The 24793-nt window shown below is 63.3% G+C and carries 25 protein-coding genes and 1 pseudogene; 8 read left to right on the forward strand and 18 right to left on the reverse strand.

Going from position 1 to position 24793, the window contains the following annotated elements; genetic code table 11:
• The 3 genes from NKH99_RS29405 to NKH99_RS29415 all read left to right on the forward strand — a co-directional run.
• Window positions 1-433, forward strand: a 433-nt coding sequence (locus tag NKH99_RS29405; RefSeq protein ID WP_353017280.1) for a LuxR C-terminal-related transcriptional regulator, incomplete at its 5' end; no start/stop codon positions are given.
• A gap of 129 nt (window positions 434-562) precedes the next feature.
• Complete coding sequence (locus NKH99_RS29410; RefSeq protein WP_353017285.1) at window positions 563-1204, forward strand: hypothetical protein; 642 nt, start codon at window positions 563-565, stop codon at window positions 1202-1204.
• 39 nt (window positions 1205-1243) lie between these two features.
• Window positions 1244-1696: a nuclear transport factor 2 family protein gene (locus NKH99_RS29415; protein ID WP_353017288.1), complete on the forward strand. Its 453-nt coding sequence runs from the start codon at window positions 1244-1246 to the stop codon at window positions 1694-1696.
• A 483-nt stretch (window positions 1697-2179) separates the two neighbouring features.
• Here the strand turns inward: NKH99_RS29415 and NKH99_RS29420 are convergent, their stop codons facing one another.
• Window positions 2180-2272: a LysR family transcriptional regulator gene (locus NKH99_RS29420; protein ID WP_352935211.1), complete on the reverse strand. Its 93-nt coding sequence runs from the start codon at window positions 2270-2272 to the stop codon at window positions 2180-2182.
• 75 nt (window positions 2273-2347) lie between these two features.
• Between NKH99_RS29420 and NKH99_RS29425 the strand changes: the two genes are divergently transcribed.
• Window positions 2348-2593 (forward strand): hypothetical protein, encoded by a 246-nt coding sequence (locus NKH99_RS29425; RefSeq protein ID WP_352770451.1) that lies wholly within the window; start codon window positions 2348-2350, stop codon window positions 2591-2593.
• A gap of 86 nt (window positions 2594-2679) precedes the next feature.
• Here NKH99_RS29425 and NKH99_RS29430 read toward each other — a convergent pair whose 3' ends face one another.
• From NKH99_RS29430 to NKH99_RS29470, 9 genes and pseudogenes are all read right to left on the reverse strand, one after another.
• Window positions 2680-3423, reverse strand: coding sequence for an amino acid ABC transporter ATP-binding protein (locus tag NKH99_RS29430; protein ID WP_353017291.1), 744 nt, complete (start codon window positions 3421-3423; stop codon window positions 2680-2682).
• 25 nt (window positions 3424-3448) lie between these two features.
• Complete coding sequence (locus NKH99_RS29435; protein ID WP_352920321.1) at window positions 3449-4123, reverse strand: amino acid ABC transporter permease; 675 nt, start codon at window positions 4121-4123, stop codon at window positions 3449-3451.
• Window positions 4120-4791 (reverse strand): amino acid ABC transporter permease, encoded by a 672-nt coding sequence (locus NKH99_RS29440; RefSeq protein ID WP_352451492.1) that lies wholly within the window; start codon window positions 4789-4791, stop codon window positions 4120-4122. The genes NKH99_RS29435 and NKH99_RS29440 overlap by 4 nt, the downstream gene beginning before the upstream one ends.
• 147 nt (window positions 4792-4938) lie before the next feature.
• Entirely contained in the window at window positions 4939-5727 is a 789-nt protein-coding gene (locus NKH99_RS29445) for an ABC transporter substrate-binding protein (RefSeq protein ID WP_352541231.1), read from the reverse strand.
• A gap of 110 nt (window positions 5728-5837) precedes the next feature.
• On the reverse strand, window positions 5838-7001 hold the full coding sequence (locus tag NKH99_RS29450; RefSeq protein ID WP_353017294.1) for a saccharopine dehydrogenase family protein: 1164 nt from the start codon (window positions 6999-7001) through the stop codon (window positions 5838-5840).
• Window positions 6998-7501, reverse strand: coding sequence for an Lrp/AsnC family transcriptional regulator (locus tag NKH99_RS29455; RefSeq protein ID WP_023677254.1), 504 nt, complete (start codon window positions 7499-7501; stop codon window positions 6998-7000). The genes NKH99_RS29450 and NKH99_RS29455 overlap by 4 nt, the downstream gene beginning before the upstream one ends.
• Window positions 7502-7818: 317 nt before the next feature.
• A complete protein-coding gene (locus tag NKH99_RS29460; protein ID WP_353017297.1) occupies window positions 7819-8862 on the reverse strand; it encodes an acyltransferase family protein in 1044 nt (347 codons plus the stop codon).
• 203 nt (window positions 8863-9065) lie between these two features.
• A pseudogene (locus tag NKH99_RS29465) lies at window positions 9066-9789 on the reverse strand (3-keto-5-aminohexanoate cleavage protein).
• Window positions 9790-9966: 177 nt separating this feature from the next.
• A complete protein-coding gene (locus NKH99_RS29470) occupies window positions 9967-11580 on the reverse strand; it encodes a tetratricopeptide repeat protein (RefSeq protein ID WP_353017300.1) in 1614 nt (537 codons plus the stop codon).
• 307 nt (window positions 11581-11887) lie between these two features.
• On the opposite strand from NKH99_RS29470, the gene NKH99_RS29475 reads away from it, so the two are divergent.
• Entirely contained in the window at window positions 11888-12631 is a 744-nt protein-coding gene (locus NKH99_RS29475) for a 2OG-Fe(II) oxygenase (RefSeq protein ID WP_353017303.1), read from the forward strand.
• 30 nt (window positions 12632-12661) lie between these two features.
• On the opposite strand, the gene NKH99_RS29480 is transcribed toward NKH99_RS29475, so the two are convergent.
• Complete coding sequence (locus NKH99_RS29480) at window positions 12662-14017, reverse strand: sigma-54-dependent transcriptional regulator (protein WP_353017306.1); 1356 nt, start codon at window positions 14015-14017, stop codon at window positions 12662-12664.
• 6 nt (window positions 14018-14023) lie between these two features.
• Entirely contained in the window at window positions 14024-15883 is a 1860-nt protein-coding gene (locus NKH99_RS29485; RefSeq protein WP_353017309.1) for a sensor histidine kinase, read from the reverse strand.
• 238 nt (window positions 15884-16121) lie between these two features.
• Between NKH99_RS29485 and NKH99_RS29490 the strand changes: the two genes are divergently transcribed.
• From NKH99_RS29490 to NKH99_RS29500, 3 genes are all read left to right on the forward strand, one after another.
• Entirely contained in the window at window positions 16122-17453 is a 1332-nt protein-coding gene (locus NKH99_RS29490) for a dicarboxylate/amino acid:cation symporter (protein WP_352685245.1), read from the forward strand.
• 472 nt (window positions 17454-17925) lie between these two features.
• A complete protein-coding gene (locus NKH99_RS29495) occupies window positions 17926-18993 on the forward strand; it encodes a glycosyltransferase family 2 protein (protein ID WP_353017312.1) in 1068 nt (355 codons plus the stop codon).
• A 115-nt stretch (window positions 18994-19108) separates the two neighbouring features.
• Entirely contained in the window at window positions 19109-19417 is a 309-nt protein-coding gene (locus NKH99_RS29500; protein WP_352774347.1) for a HigA family addiction module antitoxin, read from the forward strand.
• Window positions 19418-19459: 42 nt separating this feature from the next.
• Here the strand turns inward: NKH99_RS29500 and NKH99_RS29505 are convergent, their stop codons facing one another.
• From NKH99_RS29505 to NKH99_RS29530, 6 genes are all read right to left on the reverse strand, one after another.
• Window positions 19460-19747, reverse strand: coding sequence for a DUF982 domain-containing protein (locus NKH99_RS29505; protein WP_352473753.1), 288 nt, complete (start codon window positions 19745-19747; stop codon window positions 19460-19462).
• Between the two features lie 89 nt (window positions 19748-19836).
• Window positions 19837-20643: an ABC transporter permease gene (locus tag NKH99_RS29510; RefSeq protein WP_352980184.1), complete on the reverse strand. Its 807-nt coding sequence runs from the start codon at window positions 20641-20643 to the stop codon at window positions 19837-19839.
• A 4-nt stretch (window positions 20644-20647) separates the two neighbouring features.
• Window positions 20648-21481 (reverse strand): ABC transporter permease, encoded by an 834-nt coding sequence (locus NKH99_RS29515; RefSeq protein WP_352473751.1) that lies wholly within the window; start codon window positions 21479-21481, stop codon window positions 20648-20650.
• Window positions 21482-21498: 17 nt separating this feature from the next.
• A complete protein-coding gene (locus NKH99_RS29520) occupies window positions 21499-22614 on the reverse strand; it encodes an ABC transporter substrate-binding protein (RefSeq protein WP_023677269.1) in 1116 nt (371 codons plus the stop codon).
• Window positions 22615-22681: 67 nt separating this feature from the next.
• The gene (locus tag NKH99_RS29525) at window positions 22682-23776 is read right to left on the reverse strand and encodes an ABC transporter ATP-binding protein (RefSeq protein WP_353017316.1); all 1095 of its coding nucleotides are present in this window, start codon (window positions 23774-23776) and stop codon (window positions 22682-22684) included.
• 125 nt (window positions 23777-23901) lie between these two features.
• Entirely contained in the window at window positions 23902-24792 is an 891-nt protein-coding gene (locus tag NKH99_RS29530) for a LysR substrate-binding domain-containing protein (RefSeq protein WP_353017319.1), read from the reverse strand.
• Window position 24793: the final 1 nt, after the last annotated feature.

Consider the following 24793-nt stretch of genomic DNA (forward strand, 5'->3'; position numbering starts at 1 on the left):
AGGCGAGGAGGTCGCGTCGACCTTAATCAAGACGCTTCGGTGCGAGTGGATCCACGGCTTCATCGCCGACTTCTTCAACACTATCGGTCGATTCGAGCCGTTGCGCGAAGGGCCGCTTTTGAGAAGCGCCATGAATGTCGCGATATTGGCGCTACCTACTCGTTCCCATCGACGAGACGAATGGCAGCATCCACCCTTCCCCCGGTCCTCGGCGGCGGACGCGATGAACGGCTCGATTGAGCCCGAAACGAACTTCTGTCACATCGGTAACCTGCCGCCACCTCCTCAAATTGCCCGCGAGCTCGGTCTGAGCCAGCGGACGGTAGACCGTCACGTTAGCGATATCCTGACGCGGCTGAACGTGCGCACGCGCGCGGCAGCCACGGCCTATGCGGTCGAGCACGGCCTGATCGGCATGGTCGTATCTGGGTAATCCTACCCAAGCCAAATTTCTCGCTGCGTGGGTACTTACGCCGAAGCGGGCAACCGTGGCGCGGGTCTAAACCTCATGGCGTGGTAAAGGCCACAGGAGGTTTTCCCGATGCCAACGAATAATAACAGCATGAGCGGGCCGGGCGGTGTCTGGCTCGCCACCGGAACGCTGCTGCTGGCGGCTGCGCTCGTCTTTCACGGGCCACCGGACGCGGATTTGTCTGTTCAGATGCAGAATATCGCCGAGGGCCATGGGCGATGGGCTACGGTCCATTGGACGGCGGCAGCGGCGCTGTTCCTGATCGCCGGCGCTTCGTTCCTGAACCTGGCACTCAACCCCCGGGTCCGGCGTTCGCCGATGCTGAGTTCTGCCTGGATGGTGATGGCTCTCGGCGCCCTGACCACGTTCTCCACCGCAGTCGCCGAGGCATCGGTGGTCGCGGTCGCGGCCGACCGGGGTGACACCAACGCCTTCATGACCTGGTGGGCGTTTTCCGGCGGCATGGGTAACGGATTCTGGGCGCTCGCTCTGGCGACAGCGCTTGTCGCGTATCACGATGCCCGCGACAACGTTGGGATACTGCCCCGATGGGCCGCGATCGTCGGCTCGGCGTTCGGTATCCTTTCAGCAACCGGGTGGACACTCGGTGAGCAGCTCGGGATCGGCATCGGGGGTCCGATCTGGCTGATTTCCTCGCTTCTCATGTGCCTGTGGCTCGCGTGGTACGGGCTGTCCTCAAGCAGCGTCCGGTCGGGGCAAGCCGCGGCGTAAAGCGCCTGATCCAGCATCATCTTGAGACAGGAGGAAAAAATGTCCCTTCAAACGAAGGAAATCGAGGCGACGATCCACGACATCCACGAATTCTTCACCGACTGGGTGGTGGGCCGATGCCCTGGCGACGACGCGACGTTCAAGAAGAACGCGCTCGACCGGATCAGCGACGATCTGGTCGCCATCATGCCGGGCGGCAGGGCGTTCGGGAAAAATGATTTCGCAGGTTACATGAAGAGCATCTACGGATCGAATCCGGCCTTCCGTATCAAAATACGCGACATCCGGATCAGCCATCAAAGCGCCGACCTGGCGGTCGTGAACTACCACGAATGGCAACGCGACGCGAAGGACTCCGATCAACCGAACAATGGCCGGGTCACGACGATGGTGGTCCGCGATCGCGGCAACAGCCGGGGGCCCGAGATCTTGCAAGTTCATGAAACCTGGCTCCCAGCCGATGTCGTTCAGTCCGCGGATTTCGCGTTCTGAGAAGCGTCGGTCCGAAACGGGCAGAGAAAGGATTTGCGCTGGCGGGACCATCGGCTCTGCCGGCGTCATGGAGCCAGAACTGTGCTTCTTTTCAGCCCGAATTGATCCACATTCAACGTCCGGCTAGCCCAGCAATCCGGCCATTCCATGCGTTCGCGTGGAGCGTCGGCTCGCCACCCATTGCTGCCGCTTGGTCGGCTGAACGCTTCGGCAGATCTTAGGCCCAGAGCGAACGCTAACCCGGCGCAAGATTTGGTCGCGAACAGCGCGGGGCCACGTCCGCAGGAGCCACGACAGGAACCAGATCGGCGCTCCGGGGCAGGGATTTGGAAAGTATAATTACCTATGTTTCTGGTACTTTGAGGAAGTTCGGATAGGTCATCTGCGGGACATTCAACCGCAACCGGCCGGCAGGCTTTTCGGCAAAGCTTCCCGCATCCCTCATTGCGGCAAGGATGAGCTCCAGCGCCGGTCCTGCCTGGCTCAAAACCTCTCGCCGGCTTCAGTCAGGCTCGTCGCCCTCGTGGTCCGCCTCAGAAGGGTCGCGCTAAGCCGCGCTTCCAGTTGCCTGATCATCTTGCTGATCGCCGACGGCGAGACCCGAAGTGTCTTGGCCGCGGCCGTGAAGTTGGCCGGCGCCGCTGGTTTCGCATGTTTCTTGGCGAACAGACGCCCGAAGCAGCGTTGGCCGCAGCCGACGATCCCGTCCCGGTCCCGGCCAAGAAACGCGGAAATCTATGCGAGGCCAATCTCTATGTCGCGGAGTTTTACCGGCTCGACGGCCGTGACGATCAAGCCTTGCGGCGGTACCGGCTTGCGGTACGCGACTGCCCCCGCGACTTCATCGAATATGTCGCGGCAGGCAAGGCACTGCGCGCGCTCGGTGTGTCGCCATAGTGCGCCGCTGCGGATGATCCATTGTAGGCTCGAGCGCAACCTCGGCGCAAAGGCGACGGCAGGTTCGGTGCGTATTGTCGCTGCTGTCAATGCCGCAGGATCTTGCTCAGAAAAGCGCGGCTGCGGTCGGTCTTCGGGTGCGAGAAGAACTCATCCGGCGTGCCGCTTTCGACGATGGCGCCCGCGTCCATGAACACGACGCGCTGGGCGACCTTGCGGGCAAAGCCCATCTCGTGCGTCACCACCATCATGGTCATGCCTTCCTCCGCCACCGCGACCATGACGTCGAGCACTTCCGAGATCATCTCGGGATCGAGCGCCGAGGTCGGCTCGTCGAACAGCATGATCTTGGGGCGCATGCCGAGGCAGCGCGCGATCGCCACGCGCTGCTGCTGGCCACCAGACAGCTGCGCCGGATAGGCGTTCACCTTGTCGGCGAGGCCGACCTTGGCGAGCAATTCGCGCCCGGCCTTCTCGGCTTCAGCGCGCGGGATCTTGCGGACATGGATCGGCGCCAGGGTGACGTTCTCGAGCGCCGTCTTGTGCGGGTAGAGGTTGAACGACTGGAAGACGAAGCCGATCTCGGTGCGCAGCCGCGTCATGTTGGTGGCGGGGTCGCCGAGGCGCTGGCCGTCGACCGTCAGGTCGCCGTCGCGGATCGTCTCCAGCCCATTGATGCAGCGGATCAGGGTGCTCTTGCCCGAGCCGCTCGGGCCGCAGACGACGACCACTTCGCGCGGCTCGACGCTGAGCTTGATGTCCTTCAGCACGTTGAGCGTGCCGAACCATTTGTTGACGCCGCGAAATTCGATCATGCCGGTTTTGGTCATATTGCCGGACCCTTGAGGTTCGATGTCACAACTGCACCTCGCCATGCGCCGCGCCCATGCGTTGCTCCAGCCGGCGGGCCAGCATGATCAGGGGGTAACAGACGATGAAGTAACCGAGCCCGACCAGGAAGAAGACCAGCAGCCCATTGGGTACACGCTGCACCACCAGCCAGCCGACGCGGGTGAGGTCGGTGAGGCCGATGGCCGAGACGACCGAGGAATCCTTGATCAGTAGCACATATTGCCCGACCAGCGGCGGCAGCACGATGCGCATCGCCTGCGGCAGCACTACCTGGCGCATGCGCTGCCAGCGCGACAGGCCGGACGCAAGCGCTGCCTCGACCTGGCCGGTCGGCACCGAGCGGATGCCGGCGACGACGATCTCGCAGATGAAGCAGGCGGCCAGGTTGGTCAGCGCGATGATGCCGGCGGTGAAGGCGTCGAGCTCGATGCCGAGTTCCGGCAGGATGAAGAAGATCAGGAAGATCTGCACCAGGAACGGCGTGCCGCGGATCAGGTCGACCCAGGCGCCGATCGCGCCGCTGATCAGCCGGTTGCCGCCGGTGCGCAGGATGCCGAGGCCGAAGCCGAGCAGCGTGCCCAGCACCAGGCTGATCAGCGACAGCACCACGGTCATGCCGAGGCCGTGCAAGGCGAGGGGATAGCTGCCGGCGATGCTTTGCAGCTGCTGCCAGATCATGTCCGTGCCCCCGCCAGGCCGAGCCAGCGCCCGGAGAGCGCCGCCAGCCCCTTCAGCCCGTAATAGAGCAGGAGGTAGAAGGCGGCGATGGTGATGAAACCTTCGGCCGGCATGAAGCGGTCGGAGGCGAGCAATTGTCCGGCGCGCGTCAGCTCGGCAACCGAGATCAGCGACAACAGGGCGGAATCCTTGACCAGCACGATCGCCTGGCCGAGCAGCGGCGGGATCGTCACCTTGAACGCCTGCGGCAGGATGACCAGGCGCATGCGCTGGACATAGGTCATGCCGGAGGCGACGCCGGCCTCCACCTGGCCGCGCGGGATCGACAGGATGCCGGCGCGGATGATCTCGGCGACATAGGCGCCGCTGTTCAGTGACAGGGCCAAGATGCCGACGACGAACTCGGGCAGGACGAAGCCGAGCCGCGGCAGGCCGAAATAGAGGAAATAAAGCTGCGCCAGCAGCGGCGTGGCGCGCACCGCGTCGATATAGGCCTTGGCCGGGACGCGGAACAGCCGGCCGCGCTGCAGGTTCATGGCGGCGAGCACGATGCCGACGGCGAGCGCGCCGGCAAAGGAGAGGACAGACAGCCACACGGTCGTGACGAGGCCCTGCCCGAACAGGGGCAGATATTCGACGATGGTGCGGAAGCTGAAGTTTTCGAGCATTTTGGACGGTGAATGGTGAATAGTGAATAGGGAATAGGGAATTGGGAATAGGAGCAGAAAGTAGCGAGTAGCGAGTAGCGAGTAGCGAGTAGCGAGTAGCGCTTTACTACTCCCTACTCCCTACTCCCTACTCCCTATTCACACTACTCAGTGATCCTTCTTCCAGGCGTCGGAATTCACCCAGTAATCGAGGTTCTTCTGCAGGCGGCCGTCGAGGCTGACCTGGTCGAGGAACAGGTTCATCCACACCAGCAGGTCCTGCTCGTCATAGCGCGTGGCGAAGGCCAGCGGCTCCTTCGACAGCATGTCCGGCATGATGATGAAGCTGCCGGCGGGGTAAGCGGTCGACTGGCCCTTGACCGCCGAGACGTCGTTGACGCCGCAATCGGCCTGGCCGTTGTTGACGGCGTCGAGCAGCAGCGGGCCGCCGCCCTTGTAGCTCTTGATATCGGCGTCGGGGAAGGCGGCCTTGGCTTCCTTCTCGCCGGTGGCGCCGAGCAGCACGGCGATCTTGGTGCCCTTGGCCTTGCAGTCCTCGGTGGATTTGAAGGCGGTCCCAGCCTTGGTGAAGACTGTGCTGCCCGTGTACATGTAAGGCTTGGTGAAGGCGACCTTCATGCCACGCGCCAGTGTCGGGGTCATGTCGGCGACCAGAAGATCGGCCTTGCCCGACAGCAGCGCCGGGATCAGGCCGTCCCAGTCGAAGTCGAGGAAGGTGATCTTGACGCCCATTTCCTTGGCCATCAGTTCGGCGAGTTCGACCGAACTGCCGGTGCGTTCGCCGGCAGCACCCACCAGCGAGAAGGGCGGTCCTTGCGTCTGCACGGCGACGCGCAACTCTCCGCGCTTGGTGATCTCGTCGAGCGTTCCCGCACTGGCGGCAGCGGTAAGGCCAGCGAGCGCAAGGCCGGCGATGAAAAGCTTGGCAATCTTCATTTGGGCATTCCTCCTTGTTTCGTTTGTTGTTCCACTTGTTGTTTCACCCCATCGAGGTGCTTTTTGAGCGGCAGCGCCGTTGCCGGCGGCGACCACCGTTCGAAAATCCTTCAGTCCCAGCTCACCGTTTCGGCAACCTTGATGCCGCGCCTGGCCAGCTCATCGAGGAAGCGGCCATCGGGAACATGCAGCAGCGGATTGAGCAGGCCGGGCGCGGCGATCTCGCGCCGTGCCAGCATCTGCGCCACAATGCTGGCGGGATAGCCGACGCCGAGGCTCATGCCGAATAGGCCCGAGGCGAGGTCGCGTTCGATGACCAGCTCCGAGGTCACCGTCTTGCGGCGGCCGCCTTCGCTGCCGACAAAGACGTTGCGCATCACGCAAAGGTCCTTTTCGTCGGCGCCATATTGCAGTTGCGGGCCAAGCAGCCGGCCGAGGAATTCGCGTGGGCTGGCACCGGTGCTTTGCACCTTGTCCTCGGACAGGAAGCCGAGCTGCTTCAGCGGCGCCCAGAACGCCGACCAGCCGGGCCAGCGAAGCGAATAGCGGCCGGAGCGCTGCAGCCCCTTGGCGGCGGCGAGCATGCCGGCATAATGCGGCGCGTCGCCATTGGGGAAGGCTTCGAGCCTGCCCAGTCCCGCCACCTCGATCTCGTGGATGAAACGATTGTCGTGCTGGCGGGCGGCCGGCACATCGACCCGTTTACCGTCCTCGACCAGCACGCTGTCGCGGTTCTGGCTGACCAGAACCATGTCGAAATTCCAGCTCACCTTGTAGCGCAGCGGCTCGACCACCGCCTTCGGCTCGGGAATGCCGCCGCAGTAGGAATCGATCGCGGTGATGGTGTCGAACTGGCTGGCGGCGCGCGCGTAGAGCACCAGGTCGATGCCGGGGTCGAGCCCGCATTCGGTGACGATCGACACGCCGGCCTTTTCGGCCTCGGGAGCGAGATCGGCGATGGCCTTGCCGTAATTGGTGGTGACCAGCGGCGTGCGCGTCGCGATCGCCGCCTGCACCGCGTCGCGCATCAGCGGCTGCGGCAACAGGTCGATGACCGCATCGACGTCCTTCATCACCTCGGCCAGCACCGGACCGATCGCGCCCTCCGGCACGACAAAACGCACCCTGGCAAGGTCGGTCAGGCCGCCAAGCCGCGCAGCGCCGTCGGTTGCCGTGTCGAGGCAGACCACTTGCTCGACGCCGTCGCTGGCAACGAGATCGGCGATCGCCGCCCGGCCTTGCAGGCCGAGGCCGCCGAGAACCGCGATCTTCATGCCATTTCCTTCCGCGTCTCGTCCGACCAGCAGCCTTCCGGCAGGCTGACCCATTTGTTGCAGGACGCCATGACGACGAAGGTCTCGCTGCGCACGACTTCGCCCGGCTCGCCGGCGCCGGGGATCAGCTCGCTGGTGACGCGGTAGAGATCGGCGACATCACCGGCCACGGTCACGTCGACGATGATGTCGAAGCGCCCGGTGACGACGGCGGCCGAGTTCACGAAAGGCAGTTCGGAGATGCGCTGCGCCAGTTCCCGGGCGCGGCCGCGTCCCTGCGCGTTGATGCCGACGATGGCCGAGATCAGCTCAGGGCGTTCGGTCAGGTTGAGCAGCCCGACGATCTTGAGCAGGTTGCGGTCGAGCAGGTTGCGCAGCCGCATGCGCACCGTCGGCACCGAGATCGCCATCTTCTCAGCGAGGCGGTTGACGCCAAGCTGCGCATCTTGCGACAGCAGCTTGACCAGTCGCCGGTCGGTCTGATCGAGATGTTCCCGCAAACGCTCAGGCTTTCATAAAGGGAAAGAAATGATCGTATTTTCTTTCTGATATGAAAATACCTTATGAGAGATTTTTAACAACGGCAAGAGCCATGTCATCCGCCGTGCCGCTGCGCCTATCGGCAGTTTCGTCGATGTCGCCACATTTTGTTCTTGCTTTGTGCCGGCAGCTATGCTACTAATTTGGGTATGGTGCCAATTTGGCTCCAACGACCCGTCCTCCCGAGGCGGATTTTTGTTTCCGGATCTTTTGAAGGTTCAGCGCCGCCGGTCTAAGATTGGCGGGACACCGTGGTTCCGCGGAGCGCAGCCGCAACTCATGCCTTCACGTGACGGGCGGAAAGGCTCATCCGCGAAATGGCCAAAATCGGCTTTTCAACAAAACTGTAGTTGGCCAGGGAGACGGCAATGCAGGCGGTGACAATAACCATGCCAGCAAGCCATGGTGATACGCTGACGCTTGCAACGACAGGAGCGGTCGCAAGCAGCACGATAGGATGCGTCAGATAGAGAGAGTAGGAGGCATCGCCCAACCTTGCCAGCAGGCGAGGAGCAAAAAGCCGGAAGTAGCTTTCCAGGCTGATGCAACCGGCGGCTAGGATCAAGGCCGGGATTCCCTGAGCAAGGGTTCGCGGCAAGTTGAAGCCAAGTACCATCACCAGCATGGACACGATGGCGAACACGAGCGCCGAGACACCCAGGACGGTAGCCAAACGCGCCAGTCTGCCGACCAGGTGGCCGAGCACCATGCCGGCAAGGAACTCAAACAGGATTGGCGTGGTATAGAAAAACAGCACAGTGTCGGCGGCGGGTTTGAAGACGATGCGCGCCGCTACGGCGATTGCAAAGACAACGCCGACCATGGCCATTTGCGTCAGCGTGCCGAAACGCATAGTCGCCGCGAACAGAATGTAAAACAGGATTTCCAGATTGAGCGTCCAACCCACGCCAAGCACCGGTTGGACATAGCCTGTGACCGTATCGAGATAGGCTATGAAAAGCAGGCTATTGGTGGTCTGCTCAAGAGACACTGCACGACCGGCAAACAACCAAAGTGCGGCGACCATAAGGAAGGTCATAACCCAATAGAACGGAACGACGCGCGTGAAGCGCTGCATCAAAAAAGCACGGTGGTCGGCGCGTCTGTTCTCTGTCGAGAGAACCATTACAAAACCACTAATGACGAAAAACAGGTCGACGCCGCTGTTTAGAACGGGAATACGCAGATCGAGCATGCCCAGCGCGGCCGGAAGATGATAGATAACAACCATGAGAGCTGCCAGCCCCCGCAGTACCTGTATCGATGTATACTGTTGAATCCGACGCGGCGCAGCGTGATCATTCTGTGGAATGATGTTCATCAAAAAATGGTCCCCGGTGCAGGAGAGCATTAACATACGTGATCGTTGATGTGCCGATTAATTGTTGGTTTAATTAACACGTAAAGTTTTAGGCAAGTTTTATTGATATAGCGTGCCGCCACACTTACGCTCGGCCGACTTTGGCCTGCCTCGTTGCCGAACTTGGCATCTCCCCAGTGAAGAGGAGATTGGCCGTTCCCGCGCTAACGGCTGGACTCGAAGATAGCGACGGCTGCCGCTGTCAGCGCAGCGTTACTAGATGCTACTGTTCCATCAGGGAGCTCCTTGCCGTCTTCCAGTCCGACGCGCGTCGACCAACGGCGTTCCGCCGCCCGGTGCACGAAAGGCCAGACCGTGGCGTCGGCGCCGTGCAGCAGGATTGCCCGGCGCATTCCGGCGCCGTCGAGCACGGCGGCGATATCGTCGCTGATCTCCAGCGCAGCGTCCGGCTCCTGCTCGGAGATTTCGATCAGGATCCGCAGCACGCGTTTGCCATGGTCGAGGCTCACCAGGCGTTCGGCGTCGGCGACGGAGGCAAGCCCCGCCTCGATGCCAATGCCGCGCTGGCGCAGACGCTCCATGATAGCGGGCGCGGCGTCTTCGCTGAGATTGACCGAGGCATAGTCGGGCAGCTCGCTCCAAGCGGCGATCGCGGCCAGCGTCCGCTCGTCGTCATTCTCGATCCAGGCGCCGGTCGACACGCCGATCAGCGTTCCAGGGCAGGCGCGACGAAGCGCTAGCACAGTCTGGTCCATCGCCGCCGGAGCCAGGCTTTCGCGACCGTCCAGCCCGCGGGCATGGACATGCAGTTCGGCCGCACCGGCGGCGACGCAGGTCGCACCGTCGCGCGCCATGGCTTCGGGATCAAGCGGCAGTCGCGGGTGAAAATCGGCGCTGCGCGCCATTGATGCAGGTCTGGACGATCATGCCGGGGGCAGTCCGGTTGCGGTTGCTGCCAGTCTAGCGCGGGCCAGTGAAAACCGGAATCGCGCTGGCGAAGGCTCCTGACATATGGACGCCGGCCGGCTTGGATCAGTCTGGCAGAATGCACCTCTATCGTGTTCGGATCAGTCTTCTTAGCAAACGAACATCCGTCGGGCAGAGTTACGGCGAAACACCCAACTCGCGTAATGCAGCGTTGGCGGCACGGTATTCGATAAAATTCTTTGGACAATGGCTGATGGTATGCCTGTAAAGCGATAGTGCCTGATCGCGTTGCCCTTTGAGCCGGCTGAGTTCCGCGTTGTAGAAACCGATCTCGCAAAACTTGCCGTGTTTCTTGGTTGGATCCGAGTCATCGGCGTCGTTCAATGTCGCGGTGGGCGTCTTTTCGCCAAGCAGCATTCGAACCACGGGCGCCGGCCACTTCGTCATGTCGAGTTTGGAAGCTGCCTCCCGCAAATGGCTCGCCGCGCCGTTGCGTCGCTCAACAATATCCAGCCATATGGCAAAATAGGCGTAGTCGGGCTCGAGAGCGGCCGCCTTTTCAAAGTCAGCCTGCGCCTTCGCCAGCGAGCCGGAATAGAAATAAAGAACACCCCTGTTTGAGTAGCTGTACGGATAATTCGGATCGAGCAGGATCGCCTGGTCGAAGTCAGCAATGGCTCGACCGTCGTCTGCCTTTCCCATCCAGGCAATGCCGCGGTTGTGGTAAATTCTTGGATTTTTCGGATCGAGACCAATCGCCCGGTCGTATTCGGCGATGGCCCGATCGGACTCACCTCGCTTGTTCCAGAGAAAGCCTCGGTTGTTGTAGGCGATGGCAAGTGTTGAGTCGATATCGATTGCGCGACTGTAGTCCGCGAAGGCGCGAATATCGTTCCCCTTTGCCACCCAGGCCAAGCCACGATTATTATATGCGAGGGCTTGTTTCGGGTCGAGCTTGATTACCTGGTCGTAGTCGGCGATGGCGCGATCATTGTCTCGCTTGCTAGCCCAGGCGATACCTCGATTGAAGTACGCGTTGGGGCCTTTCGGATCGAGGCTGATTGCCTTGTCGTAGTCGGCGATGGCGCGGTCATTGTCGCTCTTGCCTGACCAGGCCACCCCTCTGTTGTACCAGATGCTCTCATCGTTCGGATCGAGGCTGATCACTTGGCTGTAGTCGGCGATGGCGCCGTCAAAATCGCCGGCCGTCAGCCGGGCGTTGCCGCGCCGGTAGTAGGCATGCGCGTTTTTCGGATCGAGGCTGATCACCTTGTCATAGTCGGCCAGCGCGCGCTCCTCATCGCCCTTGCTGGTCAACGCATCGGCTCGATCGTTCAGGGAACCGGCGTCGTTCGGGTTGAGCCTGATGGCCCGGTCGAAGTCGGCTATCGCGCGGTCGTCGTCGCCTTTGCGTGACCAGATCAGCCCGCGATTGTGGTAATTTCTGCCGTCTCCCGGATTGAGGCTGATTGCCCTGTCATAGTCGGCCAAAGCCCGGTCGTTCTCGCCCTTGAAGGTCCAGGCGACGCCGCGATTGTAGTAGGCATCGCCATATTTCGGGTCCAGGCTGATCGCCTTGTCCAGATCGGCGATGCCCTTGTCGTAGTCGCCCTTGAAGACCCAGCTGATGCCCCGGTTGTAGTAGCCGCTGGCGACGGTCGGTGCGATGCCGATGAACGCGCTGTAGTCGGCGATCGCGCGGTCATAGTCGCCTCGTTCCGTCAGGGCATTGCCGCGCTTGAAATAGGCAATACCGCGGTTTTCGAGGGGCTCTGTCGCATCCTCGATCATGCGCGTACAGGCGGCGATCCGCGTGCTTGCCTCGACCTCGTCGTCGCTGACGCAGTCGCTGCTGGCGGGCAAGGCCGGGAGCGCCGAGACCAGCATGACGACGAGGCAAACGAGGAATTGCCGGACTGCCCCGTCCCTTTGTCGAACCCGTCGGATCAATTCGCCCCCCATCGCGGCAAGCCCAGCTGCATTGTATTCAACGAAATCCCCGAGACAATCGCTAACGAGCTCACCCGGCAAGAAACGGGTGGTCCGCGCGCGCCGTTTCACCCATCTCAATGACAGAGAAGCCACAGGAGGCGAAGCCATGACCATCGATTCGATAGGCGCGAAGGCGGCGGTGAAATCGGCGGAACTGCGCGTTGCCGGATATGATTGGCGGACGCTGGCCGATGAGCTGGGCGGCTATGGCTGCGCGGTGATGGAAAAGCTGCTGACGCCGCAGGAGTGCCGGCAGATTGCCGAACTCTATTCGGACGAGAGTCATTTCCGCAGCCATGTCCATATGGCGCGGCATGGCTTCGGCAAGGGCGAGTACCGCTATTTCCGCTATCCCTTGCCCGACTTGATCGGCGGCTTGCGCACGGCGCTCTATCCCCGCCTGGCTGCGGTCGCCAACGACTGGAACGAGCGCATGGGTATCGCGCAGCGCTATCCCGACGAACACGCCGCGTTCCTCAGGCAATGCCACGAGCAGGGCCAGACGCGGCCGACGCCGCTCCTGCTGCAATATGTTTCCGGCGACTTCAACTGCTTGCATCAGGATCTCTACGGTGATCTGGCGTTCCCGCTGCAGGTGGCGATCCTGTTGTCCGAACCCGGCAAGGATTTCACCGGTGGCGAGTTCGTGCTGACCGAGCAGCGTCCGCGCATGCAAAGCCGCGCCGAAGTGGTGCCGCTGCGCCAGGGCGATGCAGTCGCCTTCGCGGTCCACAATCGACCGGTCCAGGGCACACGAGGCAATTACCGGGTCAATCTCAGGCACGGCGTCAGCCGGCTTCGCTCCGGCATGCGCCACACCGTCGGCATCATCTTCCACGACGCCAAGTAACCGAGCCGCCCGGTCGAGGCCCGCCGGCGGTTACCGGGAAAAATCGCTGCGCACGATGCCGTGGCGCTGGAGCTTGTCGTAGAAGGTTTTGCGCGGAATCCCCAAAGCTTCGATCGTGCGCCTGACGTCGCCGTCGTTGCGGCCAAGCGTCTCGCGGATGATGTCGGCCTCGTAGCGCTCCAGCCGCTCCGGCAGCTTCATGGCGGCGTTCGATTCGGTCGGGGCAGGGGGTTGTGCTTCCGCGCCTTCCTCCAATCCAAGCACAAACCGCTCGGCGAAATGCGCCAGTTCGCGCACATTGCCCGGCCAGTCATGGTCGCTCAGATGGCGATGCACCGAAGCCGGCACTGCCGGCACCTGGCGGTGGAAACGGGCGGCGGCGCGCTCGGCGAAATAGAAGAACAGCAGGGCGACATCGTCGCGGCGCTCGCGCAGCGGCGGGATCGAGATCGTCACCACGTTGAGCCGGTAATAGAGATCCTCGCGAAACGTGCCGCGCTGGCGCGGATCGCCGAGGTCGACCTTGGCGGCGGCGACGACGCGCAGGTCGACCGGCCGTACCTCGTTGGTGCCGAGCGGGGTGACCTCGCGCATCTCCAGCACGCGCAGCATCTGCACCTGTGTCGAGACCGGCATGCTTTCGATCTCGTCGAGGAACAGCGTGCCGCCGCTGGCATGCTCGATGCGGCCGATCCGTTTCTTCTGCGCACCGGTGAAGGCGCCGGCCTCGTGGCCGAACAACTCGCTCTCGATGACGGTCTCCGGCAGCGTGCCGCAATTCAGCGCGACGAAATTGCCCTTGGCGCGGCGGCTCCAGCGATGCAGAAGGCTTGCCACCACCTCCTTGCCGGAGCCGGTCTCGCCGGTCACCAGCACATCGACGTCGGTGTCGGCGATCTGGCGTAGCGTGCGGCGCAGCCTGTCCATCGCCGGCGTCTGGCCGATCAGCGGCAGGCCGTCCTGCGCCTCTCCGGCCGCCTCGCGCAAGGCCCGGTTCTCCATCACCAGGCAGCGCTTTTCCGCTGCGCGGCGCACGCTCTGTACCAGCCGGTCGGCGGCGAAGGGCTTGGTGATGAAGTCGTAGGCGCCGTCCTTGATCGCCTTGACGGCCATGGCGATGTCGCCGTGGCCGGTGACGAGGATGACGGGAATGTCGGCATCCAGCCGCAGGATGCGATTGAAAAGCTGCAAGCCGTCGATCTGAGGCATGCGGATATCCGACACCACGACACCGGTAAAGCCGGCGTCGAGCCCGGCCAGCGCCTCAGTGGCCACCGCAAAGGCGGAAACCGAGAAGCCGGCAAGCTCCAGCGTCTGCACGGTGGCCTTGAGGAGATCGCGGTCGTCGTCGATCAGGATCACCGGCGCGGCATTGTCGTTCGTCATGATGGCTTACGCTGCTGTCTGGAGATGAATGGTGAAGCGGGTGCCGCTGTCGTCGCTCGAAACTTCGATGCGGCCGCCATAATCGGCGACGATGTCCTTCGAGATGACGAGGCCAAGGCCAAGGCCTTTTTCCTTCGAGGTGTTGAACGGCGTGAACAGCGATTTGAGGATCGCGGGTGGAATGCCCGGTCCGTTATCGGACACGCCGACCGTCACGCCGTCCGCGGTCTCCTCGACCGACACCTGCACATGAGCGTCGTCGCGGCCGTCGAGTGCTTCGAGCGCGTTCTGGAAGAGGTTGATCAGCACCTGTTCGAGCCGCACTCGATTGCCCATGACCTTGAGGCTCGGCGGCGGCAGGTCGATGGCCAATGCGTCGAGCCGGCCGGCAAAGCGGCTTCTCAACAGCATGACGGCGCCTTCGATAACACCACGTAATTCGACAGGCTCGGCGGCGGTGCGGCCCTTGCGGGCAAATGCCTTCAACTCCTCGGTGATTGAGCCGATGCGTTCGGTAAGGGCTGCGATAGCGCCGAGGTTTTCCTCGGCCGGCCCGGTCTGCTTGCGGTCGAGGAAGGTGCGGGCATTGTCGGCATAGGCGCGTATGGTGGCGACCGGCTGGTTGATCTCATGGGCGACACCGGCCGCGACCTGGCCGAGGATGGCGAGGCGGTTGGCCTGGACCAGATCCTGCTGCACGATTTGGAGCTTGGCTTCCGTGCTGCGGTGGCCTGTTATCTCGGCCTGCAGCCGGTCGCGGGCGCGGCTCAAATCCTCGGTCCGTTCCACGACGCGGCGTTCGAGTTCGGTGCGGGCTGCCTGTTCAGCGGCAATCCGCATCTGCGCCGACTGCCGGCGCCACAACAGATACGCGGCAAGGCCGAGCAGCGGGACGACGACGCCGAGCGCCAGAAGCCGCATTTCGCGGACGGCGGCGGCGATCGGCGCTTCAGCCGGGATCAGATAGTCGAGCCGCCAGGGGGTCGAAGGAATCGTCGTGGAAAGGCTGAGATACTCCGCGTCGCTGCCGCCGGGCGTTACTGCGTGGACGATCGACACATCCGGGCTGAGCGCCTGCGCGTGCATGATCGGCAACGGCACAAGCGGCGCGTCGCCGAACTGTTGGCTGTCGCGGATCGCGGCTTGCTTAGGTGCGGCCAGCGGTGCGGTTGTCATGAAACGCCAGGACGGCACGCTGGTGATCAGCACGACGCCGTTCTCGTCGCTGACATAAGCCGGGCGATTCGCCTCGCGCCAGTCGGCTTCGAGCTGGTCGAACTCCATCTTGACGACGACGACGCCGAGCGGTGCGTCTGTGTCGCCGACGCGCCGCGAAATGTAGAGGCCGGGGCGCTTGCTGACATTGCCGAGCGCAAAATACTCGGCGGTTCCGGCCTGCATCGCGCCGGAGAAATAGTCGCGGAAACGGTAGTCATTGCCGACGAAGCTGATCGGCTCGCGCCAGTTGCTGGAGGCGACCGCCAGTCCATCGGTGCCGACGACATAGAGTACCGACGCCTTGGTGCCGGAGACCAGCCCCTCGAGCTTGCGGTTCAGCACATCGATTGCCGCGGCATTTTTCTGCGACAGCGCGTCACGCACTTGCTGGTCTGCGGACAAAAGCAGCGGCAGGGCGCGCGGGCTTTCGAGCACCGCGCGCAGCAGCGCGACCTTCAGATTGGCGTCGGTACGCCCCTGCGCCGCCAGGGTCCCGACCTCGGCGGTGCGGCCGTAAAGGCCGGCGCCGTAGAGCGCTGCCGTGACGATCAAAAGCGCGATGGCCGCAAACAGCAGCCAGGCTCGGCGCGCCCGCCTGGCGAGTTGCTCGGGCGTCGAAGACAAGGCACCGGCGGGGCGTTGCAGCATCGCCCATTTGTGCATGAATTCGCACAAAGCACAATTCGACCTATGCGGAGATTCGCACCTATCCATGCGTCCAGCACAGCGGACGTTTGCGAATGCTCAACAAAATCAATGATGAAAAGCTCTTCTGCGTATCTGGCACGACTGTTGCAAACACGAATTCAGCAGTCGCGAGGCTGCTGGTCTCAAAACAACTGCCCCGGGGAGTCGAGCTTTCGATCGGGGCGCCATGGAGGACGTTATGCAGACAGCAATCGCTGCCGCCGAGCCGCGCGGCAAACTTCCCTTATACCGGCATCTTTATGTGCAGGTGCTCGCGGCGATCGCCGCCGGCGTGCTGCTCGGCCATTTCTATCCCGAAACCGGCGAGGCGATGAAGCCGTTCGGCGACGCCTTCATCAAGCTGGTGAAGATGGTCATCGCGCCGGTGATCTTCCTGACCGTGGCGACCGGTATCGCCGGTGTCTCCGACCTGCAGAAGGTCGGCCGCGTCGCCGGCAAGGCGATGATCTATTTCCTGGTGTTCTCGACGCTGGCGCTGGTCGTCGGCCTGGTCGTCTCCAATGTCGTCCAGCCCGGCGCCGGCATGCACATCAATCCAGCGACGCTCGATACCGCCAAGGTGGCGGCCTATGCCGAGAAGGCGCACGACACTACCATCGTCGGCTTCCTGATGAACATCATCCCCGACACCATCACCGGCGCCTTCGCGCAGGGCGACATCCTGCAGGTGCTGTTCTTCTCGGTGCTGTTCGGTGTCGCCCTGGCGCTGGTCGGCGATCGCGGCCGTCCGGTCGTCGATTTCCTGCAGGCGCTGACCACGCCGATCTTCCGCCTCGTCGCCATCCTGATGAAGGCCGCACCGATCGGCGCGTTTGGCGCCATGGCCTTCACGATCGGCAAATACGGCATCGGCTCGATCGCCAACCTCGCCATGCTGATCGGCACGTTCTACCTGACCGCGCTGCTGTTCGTGCTGGTGGTGCTCGGCACTGTCGCCCGCTACAACGGCTTCTCGATCCTGGCGCTGATCCGCTACATCAAGGAAGAGCTGCTGCTGGTGCTCGGCACCTCGTCCTCGGAAGCGGCATTGCCGGGCCTCATGGCCAAGATGGAGCGCGCCGGCTGCAACCGCTCGGTGGTCGGCCTGGTCATCCCGACCGGCTATTCCTTCAACCTCGACGGCACCAACATCTACATGACGCTGGCGGCGCTGTTCATCGCGCAGGCGACCGACACGCCACTCACCTACGGCGACCAGATCCTGCTGCTCGCCGTCGCCATGCTGAGCTCCAAGGGTGCCGCCGGCATCACCGGCGCCGGCTTCATCACCCTGGCGGCAACGCTTTCGGTCGTCCCCACCGTGCCGGTCGCCGGCATGGCGCTGATCCTCGGTGTCGACCGATTCATGTCGGAATGCCGGGCGCTGACCAATTTCATCGGCAATGCGGTGGCGACAGTGGTGGTGGCACGCTGGGAGGGAGAACTCGACCAGACGAAGTTTGCCGCCGCCATGGCCGGCGACTTGCCGGAGGAAGTCGACCTGTCGCTGCCGGGTTTGCAGGCCGCCTGACCGTCCAGGCCACATGACCACAAGGCCCCGGAGGCGGTTCGCCGGCTTCGGGGCAACAGCGGCGGCGGTCGCGGCATGCCGCCTGAAACGCAACCTGAAGTGGCGCTATTTTCGACGCGGGGCTTGTTCCAGCCGCATTTGCAGGCCAGTATCCGCCGTGCCTTCATGGCACCGTCCGCTTCGCTCCCGACCTGATCGCGAGGCGAGACATTTCCGTCGGGCTCGGTTTGCAACATCATCCTTGCCGAACCGTCGGAGCTTTTGCTGCCGCCGACCCTGACCATGGCAGCAGCCTCGAAGGCAAAGGCGGCCTCAGTACGAAGTCGCAAAGCGAAACGTGACCCGTCTCCTCGTGGGAAGCGCAGGCTTTCTCCCAGGGAACTCGTTGCGCGCCAAGAGGGGCGCTTGAAGAGGGGGGCGGGCCCATGAGCGGGCCTTTGCCGAACCAAAGCAAGATGCGAGGTCAAACGCGATGCAGTCTGTCCAAAACAGGATTCCGGTATCCATCATCATCCCGAATTACAACTACGCGCGGTTCCTCAAACGCAGCATCGACAGCGCTCTCGAGCAGGACTACGCGGATGTCGAGGTCATCGTCGTCGACGATGCATCGCAGGACAATTCCACGACAATCATGGAATCTTATCGCGACGAGATCCTCGCATGCCCGCGAGCGCAAAATGGCGGACACGCGGCGGCATTCAACACCGGCTTCGCTGCGAGCTCGGGCAAGATCGTCCTGTTCCTCGACGCCGACGATTATCTCTATCCGACCGCCGTCTCCACCATTGTCGAAACCTGGGACGAGGCAACCGCCCAGGTCCAGTCCAGACTGCATATCGTCGACGAAGGACAGCGCATCAAGGATGTCTTTCCGCCGCCCGAATTGCCTTTCGACAGCGGCGACGTCATGCCGAAACTACTGCACAAGGGCCGCTATCAGACGACCGTGACCAGCGGGCTGGCCTTTGACCGCGCAACGCTCGAATCGATCATGCCGATACCGGAGCCGGAGTTCCGCCAGGGCGCCGACGGCTATCTGGCAACGCTGGCGCCGATGTACGGGCACGTCCAGTCCATCGACGAATGCCTCGGCGCCTACCGGATCCATGGCGCCAACCATTCAGTCTTCGGTGAAAAGCTCGCCGAGCGGGCACGCTGGCGGGTAACCCACGATTTCCGCCGCATGCAGGCGCTGTCGGACCAGGCTTCCGGGATCGGCCTGACCATCGTGCCGTCGGATGCTGTCCGCCACGATCCGGTCCACCTGGAAGAGCGGCTGGCGTCGCTTTGCGCGGACAGAGACCGACATCCCGTGGCCGACGATTCCCGGCTGGCGCTCGGGGCGGCCGGCGCCGTCGCCAGCCTCGAAATGACCGCATCCCTGCGGCGGCGCGCGATCCTTGCCGCCTGGTTCCTGTCGGTCGGGGTATTGCCGCGGAAAATGGCGACCGCGGTGCTGTCGTGGAAGCTTGATGAGTCGTCGAGGCCGGCATTTTTGAGCCGCCTGTCCAAGACCATCCGCCACGCCATGGGATAGTGGGTGGCGCTGTGCCACAACTCCGCCAGGTTTTCGGGAGGTCTGGCAACCCGGGTAGATTTCGAACAATATCATTATGGGTACGTGGCGCCCCAAGCGAAAGGACAACCAGCCCATGACCTCTTATGAGCCGATGCGTCCGATCGAGCGCTGCCCATCCCACCCTGGAGCGCTGCTTGACGACATTATCCCGGCAACCGGAAAGACCAAGGTGGAGATCGCCAATCTGCTCGGAATCTCGCGCCAGCAGCTTTATGACATCATCCGCGAAAAGAAGCCGGTGTCGCCGGCTGTCGCTGCCCGTCTTGGAAAGATGTTCGGCGACGGCGCCGCGATCTGGCTCAGGATGCAGGCTGCCTATGATGCCTGGCATGCGGAGCGCGAGGTCGACGTCAGCGCCGTTCCAAGATTGCATGCTGCCTGAGATGCAATAGATCCGCCGGACCACCGAGCTCTCAAAAATCGATCACGGTCCCGCCTGCCTGGACCGGTTCTCCGGTTCGACGGCTCGCTCGACCAGGACATGCGCTTCCCGCGCGGCCTCGACGAACGCGTCCCTGGCGGCTTCGGTCCAGCGGTCGTCACTCATGGCACGGCGGCATGTGCGCAGCGCCAAGCCGTGTTTGGCGCTGCCGGCGTCACGCCAGTGGGCTTCCAGCAACTCGACAGCCTGCCGTGCGTTGGAAATGTTGCGGATATCTCCCACGATGCCGACCGCAACCGCAACCGGCTTGGCAAACCATCCCTGGTTCATGGCAGAGCCCTCGACGTGTTGAACCATCTATAACGAAAATCGTAGCGCAAGGTTTCATTCGCGCCAGTCACCACGGCGTGAGGCGGCCCTCACTGCGCCTCGCGCAGCCTGACCACGACGCTGCGCGCCACAAGCACCAGTACGGTGATGACGATCAGGATCACCGAGAGTGCGGCGATCGCCGGGTCGATGTTGTCGCGCAGGCCCATCCACATCAAGCGCGGCAGCGTGATGGCGTTGACCGAGGTGATAAACAGGGTGACGCCGATCTCCTCCCAGGACAGCACGAAAGACAACAACGCCGCGGTGACGATGCCGAACTTGATATTGGGCATGATGATGCGGGTGGCGCGCTCCCACACGGTGGCGCCGAGGCCACGGGCGGCGAGGTCGATGCGGCGGTCGAGCTGGCTGAGCGACACCAGGATCAGCACCGTGGCGAAGGGCACCGTCATCACCGCATGCGCCATGGCGACACCCAGCCAGGTGTCATAGCCGAAGAACGACGAGAACCCCGAGATCGAGGTCAGCAGGAAGTAGAGCGTGATTGCCGAGACCACCGGCGGCACCACCATCGGCAGCAGCACAAAACCGACCAATGCTGCCGTGAAGCGCGGCTGGAACATCCAGATGCCGAGGCTGAAGCAGAGCGCCAGCACGGTGGAAAAGGCGCTGCTGACGATGCCGATCCTGATCGAGAGCAGGATCGAATCGATCCAGCGCGGATCCTCGATCAGCGCCCGGTAATGGCGCAGCGACAATTCGCCCGACGGCATCGCCAGCATGCGGCTCGGCGTCAGCGATACCGGGATGACGGCGAGCAGCGGCAGCAGCAGGAACAGCGCGACGAGGGCGGCGAGGACCAGCGAGACGGGACCGGGGCGGTAGGTCGGCATCGCGCTACACCAGTTGCTTGGGTCTGATATAGCGGAACAGCAGCGCCATCAGCGCGCCGACAAACAGCACCAGCACGACACTGATTGCGGCGCCCAGGCCCCAGTCCGGGCTCTGGAAGATGCGAAGGTAGATCAGCTCGGCGATCATCACGCTACGGCCGCCGCCGAGGATCGCCGGCGTGACGAAGAAGCCGAGCGAAAAGACGAAGACGATCAGCGCCGAGCCGATGATGCCGGAGCTGGTCATCGGCACGAATACCGACCAAAAGGTGCGCATACGGCTGGAGCCGAGGCCGCGCGCCGCCAGCAGCACACGGTCGTCGAGGCTGCGCATCGATGAGGCCAGCGGAAACACGGCGAAGGGAATGAGGAAATGCGTCATGCCGACGATAACGCCGAACTCGTTGCGCACCAGCGCCAGCGGCTCTGAGATGAAGCCGACCGCCTGCAGCCAGGTGTTGATCAGGCCGCGATTGGACAAAAGCGCCACCCAGCCGAAGGCGCGCGTCAGCACCGAGATCCAGAACGGCACCAGGATGCAGAACTCGGCCACGACGCGCTGCACCGGCGTGCCGCGTACCCAGACAACGGTGATGGCGTAGGCGGCGACAACCGAAACGATCGTCACGATCGCGGCGATACGCAGCGTGCGGATGAAGACCGACTGCACCAACTGATCCGTGAGCAGCGCATTGTACTGCCCCAGCCCCGGCGTGGGCAGGGTGAAGCTCCATTTAACCACGCCAAGGAATGGCCAGGCATAGGCCAGCACAAGAAAGAGGAGCAGCGGCGCCATCAACAGCGCCGCACCCATCCTGTCGGAGAGGTATGCTCTCATCCGGTTATCCCGGCTTGTCAGGCGGAGATGATCTTCGTGTATTCGTCGAGTGCCGCCCCGTAGTTCTTGGCGTACCAATCCATGTCGAGCGGGATCTGCTTCTTCATGTTCTCGGGATCGACCGGATTGATGCGCCTCTTGTCGGCGGGTATCAGCGCATCGGTGGCCGGGTTGGCCGGACCCTGACCGAGCTTTTCGAACATGATGAGTTCCTTCTCCGGGTCCTGGGTGCTGGCGATGAACTTCATCGCCGCGTCCTTGCCGCCGGGATTGCCCTTGAGCACGGCGAGCGCGCCGGGCGAGATCAGGCCCTGGTCCCAGATGAACTTGATCTTGCCGCCGGAATCCTGCTCGATGAGCGAAGCCCGGGTCGACCAGACGATCGCCATCGAGGCCTCGCCATTGAGCAGCACGCTCTGGCTTTCGGCGCCGCCACCCCAATAGGCGACGACGTTTTCCTTGAAGGCGGCGATCTTGTCATGCGCGCGCTTGAGGTCGAGCGGGTAGAGCGATGCCGGTGCGATGCCGTCGGCGAGCAGTGCCGCTTCCCAGCTCGACACGCCCCATTTGTAGAGCGAGCGCTTGCCGGGGAATTTTGCCACGTCGAAGAAGTCGGCCATGCCGGTTGGTGCCTGGCTGCCGTATTTCTCGGCATCATAGGCGATGACATAGGAGAAGAAATAGGTCGAGGCGGCGTATTCCCAGCCGAAGCCCGGCCGCATCTTCTTCTTGTCGACGACCGCATAATCGATCGGCTCGAGCATGCCTTGGGCGCCGAGCGTGATGGCCGAGAACGGATCGACGTCGACCAGGTCCCAGGTCGGGGCGCCGCTCTTGAACTGCGCCGCGATCGCGCCTTCGGTCGGGCCGGAGCCGTCCATCTTAACGACAATGCCGGTTTCCTTGGTGAAGGCCTGGCCGTAAGCCGCGTCATAGGCGGTAATGGCGTCGCCGCCCCAGTTGACGAGCACCAGTTCCTTAGCCGCGGCAAAGGCGCCGGTCGAGCGCAGCAGCATCGGCGTGCCGGCCAGCACCAGTGCGGCCAGCTGCGTAAACTGCCGGCGCGAGATCTCGCCGCGCACTGCCCTGGCGGATAGCGCCTCGATGGAATTTTTCTTGGTTTGGTTTGTCATGTCAGTTCCCCTTTTTTGTCGTTGATATTTCCTGAAAGTCAGCTTGGCGAATTCGCCGCGCCGATCGTCATTGTCCTCCGTTCGGAAGGAGGAAGCCTTTCTCCGCCGGCCAGGTCAGCCAGACGGAATTGCCCTTGCTGAGCGCGGAAGCGGCGACCTCGTTCGGCACAGAGATCGTCACCTTGGCGCCTTGCCGCGTCGTCAGATCGAGCCGCGTCGCAGCGCCGAGATAGGTCGAGGCGACGGCAGTCGCGGCAATGCCGTTCTCGCCTGTCGCGGCTTCGCGGGCGATCGACATGTATTCGGGCCGGATCGCCAGGATGGCGTCGCCCCGGACCTTCTCGGCCTTGCAGCGCATGCTGATCGCGCGGTCTTCGCAGAGGCCCGTCGAGCCATTGTTGGCCGGGCGTACGCCCTTCAGCGGCAGCATGTTGATCTCGCCCAGGAACTCGGCGACGAAGCGGTTGTCCGGCCGGTCGTAGACCTCGTCCGGCGCGCCGACCTGCAGCAATTTGCCGTGGTTGAAGATGGCGACGCGAGATGACAACGCCAGCGCCTCGCTCTGGTCATGGGTGACGAAGACGAAGGTGGTGCCGGTCTCCTGGTGCAACCGCTTCATCTCGGCCTGCATCTGGCCGCGCAGGCCCTTGTCGAGTGCTGAAAACGGCTCATCGAGCAAAAGTACGCCCGGCTCGAACACCAGCGCCCGCGCCAGTGCGACCCGCTGCTGCTGGCCACCGGACAATTGCGACGGCAGTTTCTTTTCGTGGCCCTTGAGCCCGACGCGCTCGATCATTTCGCCGACGCGGCGTTTGATCTCGGCCGCCGGTTTCTTTCGCACCTTGAGCGGAAAGGCGATGTTGGCCTCGACGCTCATATGCGGGAACAGCGCATAGCCCTGGAACACCATGCCGGCGGCACGCTGCTCGGCCGGCCGCTCGGTGATGTCGACGCCGTCGCTGTAAAGGCGACCGTCGGTCGGCTGAATGAAGCCGGCAAGGATCATCAGGAAGGTGGTCTTGCCGGAACCGGAGGGGCCGAGCAGGGTGAGGAACTCGCCACGGCCGATATCGAGCGTCAGATCGTCCAGCGCACGGAACGAGCCGAAGCTCTTGCCGATCCTGATTGCCTTGATCTCTGCGGCCCGGCCGGGTTGCTGCATCCTGCCCTTTCCTTAGCGTAGGCGAAATCGTAGGCAGGGCGGCGGCTCACCGCAACCGAATAGTTTTCGCCTGATCGGCAAATTTGATTCATCTATGCGCCCAATCTCCCCCTCGAGGGGGGAGATTAACGCTGGTTCTCCGACAGCTTCGACCGCAGCCACCGCCCAAACGCCTCCAGCACCGGATGCGCCGCCTTGGCGTGCTCGGAAACCAGAAAATACGAGCGCGGTGAATTGATCGCTATGTCGAAGGGGCGGACCAGCCGGCCTTCGCTCAGTGCCCGGCCGCTGGTCAGCTCGTCGCCCATGGCGATGCCCTGGCCGGCGATCGCCGCCGAAAAGACCAGGTTCATGTCGGAAAAGAAGATGCCGCCTTCCGGGTCGGGGTTCTCGACCTTGGACAGCGCCAGCCAGCGCGCCCAGTCCTCGGTATCGCCGAGATGCAGGAGATTGGCGCGCAGCACGTCGGCCGGCTTGGAGAAGCCGCCGATCTTGTTGAGCAGCGTCGGGCTGCACAGCGGCGTAAAGGAGATCCCGCACAACAGCTCGACCGCGCGGTTCGGCCAATTGCCGACGCCGAAGGCGATGAAGGCATCGGCCTCGTCGGCATTGCTCACGTCGTCGAGACGGCGCGGCGTCAGGATGCGCAGCGCGACATCGGGGTACATCTGCCGGAACTCGCCGATATGGGTGCACAGGAACAGCGAGGCGAAACCCGGCGTACAACTGACGCTGAACGAGCCGCCGATGCCGGTGCCGGCATGGCGTGTCACCGCGTCGCCCAGCACCGTCAGCGCCTTGCGCACGTCGCTGGCATAGCGCTGGCCGCGCGGCGTCAGCGCCACGCCCTTGCCAATGCGCTCGAGCAGGTCGAAGCCGAGATCGCGTTCGAGCAGGCGAAGCTGATGGCTGACTGCGCTGCGGGTCAGATGCAGTTCGTCGGCGGCGCGCCAGACGCTGCCGTGGCGGGCAAAACTGTCGAGGGCGCGCAGCGCCTGCGTCGAGGGAATTCTCAAG

The organism is Mesorhizobium sp. M0854 (genome assembly GCF_040319815.1).
Taxonomy (GTDB): domain Bacteria; phylum Pseudomonadota; class Alphaproteobacteria; order Rhizobiales; family Rhizobiaceae; genus Mesorhizobium.

Bases quoted from the DNA above. Each gene is read 5' to 3' on its own strand.
- NKH99_RS29460 (WP_353017297.1), bottom strand. From the start codon at position 8,862: ATGAACATCATTCCACAGAATGATCACGCTGCGCCGCGTCGGATTCAA.
- NKH99_RS29500 (WP_352774347.1), top strand. From the start codon at position 19,109: ATGACCTCTTATGAGCCGATGCGTCCGATCGAGCGCTGCCCATCCCAC.
- NKH99_RS29485 (WP_353017309.1), bottom strand. From the start codon at position 15,883: ATGCTGCAACGCCCCGCCGGTGCCTTGTCTTCGACGCCCGAGCAACTC.
- NKH99_RS29475 (WP_353017303.1), top strand. From the start codon at position 11,888: ATGACCATCGATTCGATAGGCGCGAAGGCGGCGGTGAAATCGGCGGAA.
- NKH99_RS29440 (WP_352451492.1), bottom strand. From the start codon at position 4,791: ATGCTCGAAAACTTCAGCTTCCGCACCATCGTCGAATATCTGCCCCTG.
- NKH99_RS29425 (WP_352770451.1), top strand. From the start codon at position 2,348: ATGTTTCTTGGCGAACAGACGCCCGAAGCAGCGTTGGCCGCAGCCGAC.
- NKH99_RS29520 (WP_023677269.1), bottom strand. From the start codon at position 22,614: ATGACAAACCAAACCAAGAAAAATTCCATCGAGGCGCTATCCGCCAGG.
- NKH99_RS29410 (WP_353017285.1), top strand. From the start codon at position 563: ATGAGCGGGCCGGGCGGTGTCTGGCTCGCCACCGGAACGCTGCTGCTG.
- NKH99_RS29445 (WP_352541231.1), bottom strand. From the start codon at position 5,727: ATGAAGATTGCCAAGCTTTTCATCGCCGGCCTTGCGCTCGCTGGCCTT.
- NKH99_RS29480 (WP_353017306.1), bottom strand. From the start codon at position 14,017: ATGACGAACGACAATGCCGCGCCGGTGATCCTGATCGACGACGACCGC.
- NKH99_RS29435 (WP_352920321.1), bottom strand. From the start codon at position 4,123: ATGATCTGGCAGCAGCTGCAAAGCATCGCCGGCAGCTATCCCCTCGCC.
- NKH99_RS29495 (WP_353017312.1), top strand. From the start codon at position 17,926: ATGCAGTCTGTCCAAAACAGGATTCCGGTATCCATCATCATCCCGAAT.
- NKH99_RS29505 (WP_352473753.1), bottom strand. From the start codon at position 19,747: ATGAACCAGGGATGGTTTGCCAAGCCGGTTGCGGTTGCGGTCGGCATC.
- NKH99_RS29490 (WP_352685245.1), top strand. From the start codon at position 16,122: ATGCAGACAGCAATCGCTGCCGCCGAGCCGCGCGGCAAACTTCCCTTA.
- NKH99_RS29430 (WP_353017291.1), bottom strand. From the start codon at position 3,423: ATGACCAAAACCGGCATGATCGAATTTCGCGGCGTCAACAAATGGTTC.
- NKH99_RS29450 (WP_353017294.1), bottom strand. From the start codon at position 7,001: ATGAAGATCGCGGTTCTCGGCGGCCTCGGCCTGCAAGGCCGGGCGGCG.
- NKH99_RS29470 (WP_353017300.1), bottom strand. From the start codon at position 11,580: ATGATCGAGGATGCGACAGAGCCCCTCGAAAACCGCGGTATTGCCTAT.
- NKH99_RS29415 (WP_353017288.1), top strand. From the start codon at position 1,244: ATGTCCCTTCAAACGAAGGAAATCGAGGCGACGATCCACGACATCCAC.
- NKH99_RS29515 (WP_352473751.1), bottom strand. From the start codon at position 21,481: ATGAGAGCATACCTCTCCGACAGGATGGGTGCGGCGCTGTTGATGGCG.
- NKH99_RS29525 (WP_353017316.1), bottom strand. From the start codon at position 23,776: ATGCAGCAACCCGGCCGGGCCGCAGAGATCAAGGCAATCAGGATCGGC.
- NKH99_RS29510 (WP_352980184.1), bottom strand. From the start codon at position 20,643: ATGCCGACCTACCGCCCCGGTCCCGTCTCGCTGGTCCTCGCCGCCCTC.
- NKH99_RS29420 (WP_352935211.1), bottom strand. From the start codon at position 2,272: ATGATCAGGCAACTGGAAGCGCGGCTTAGCGCGACCCTTCTGAGGCGG.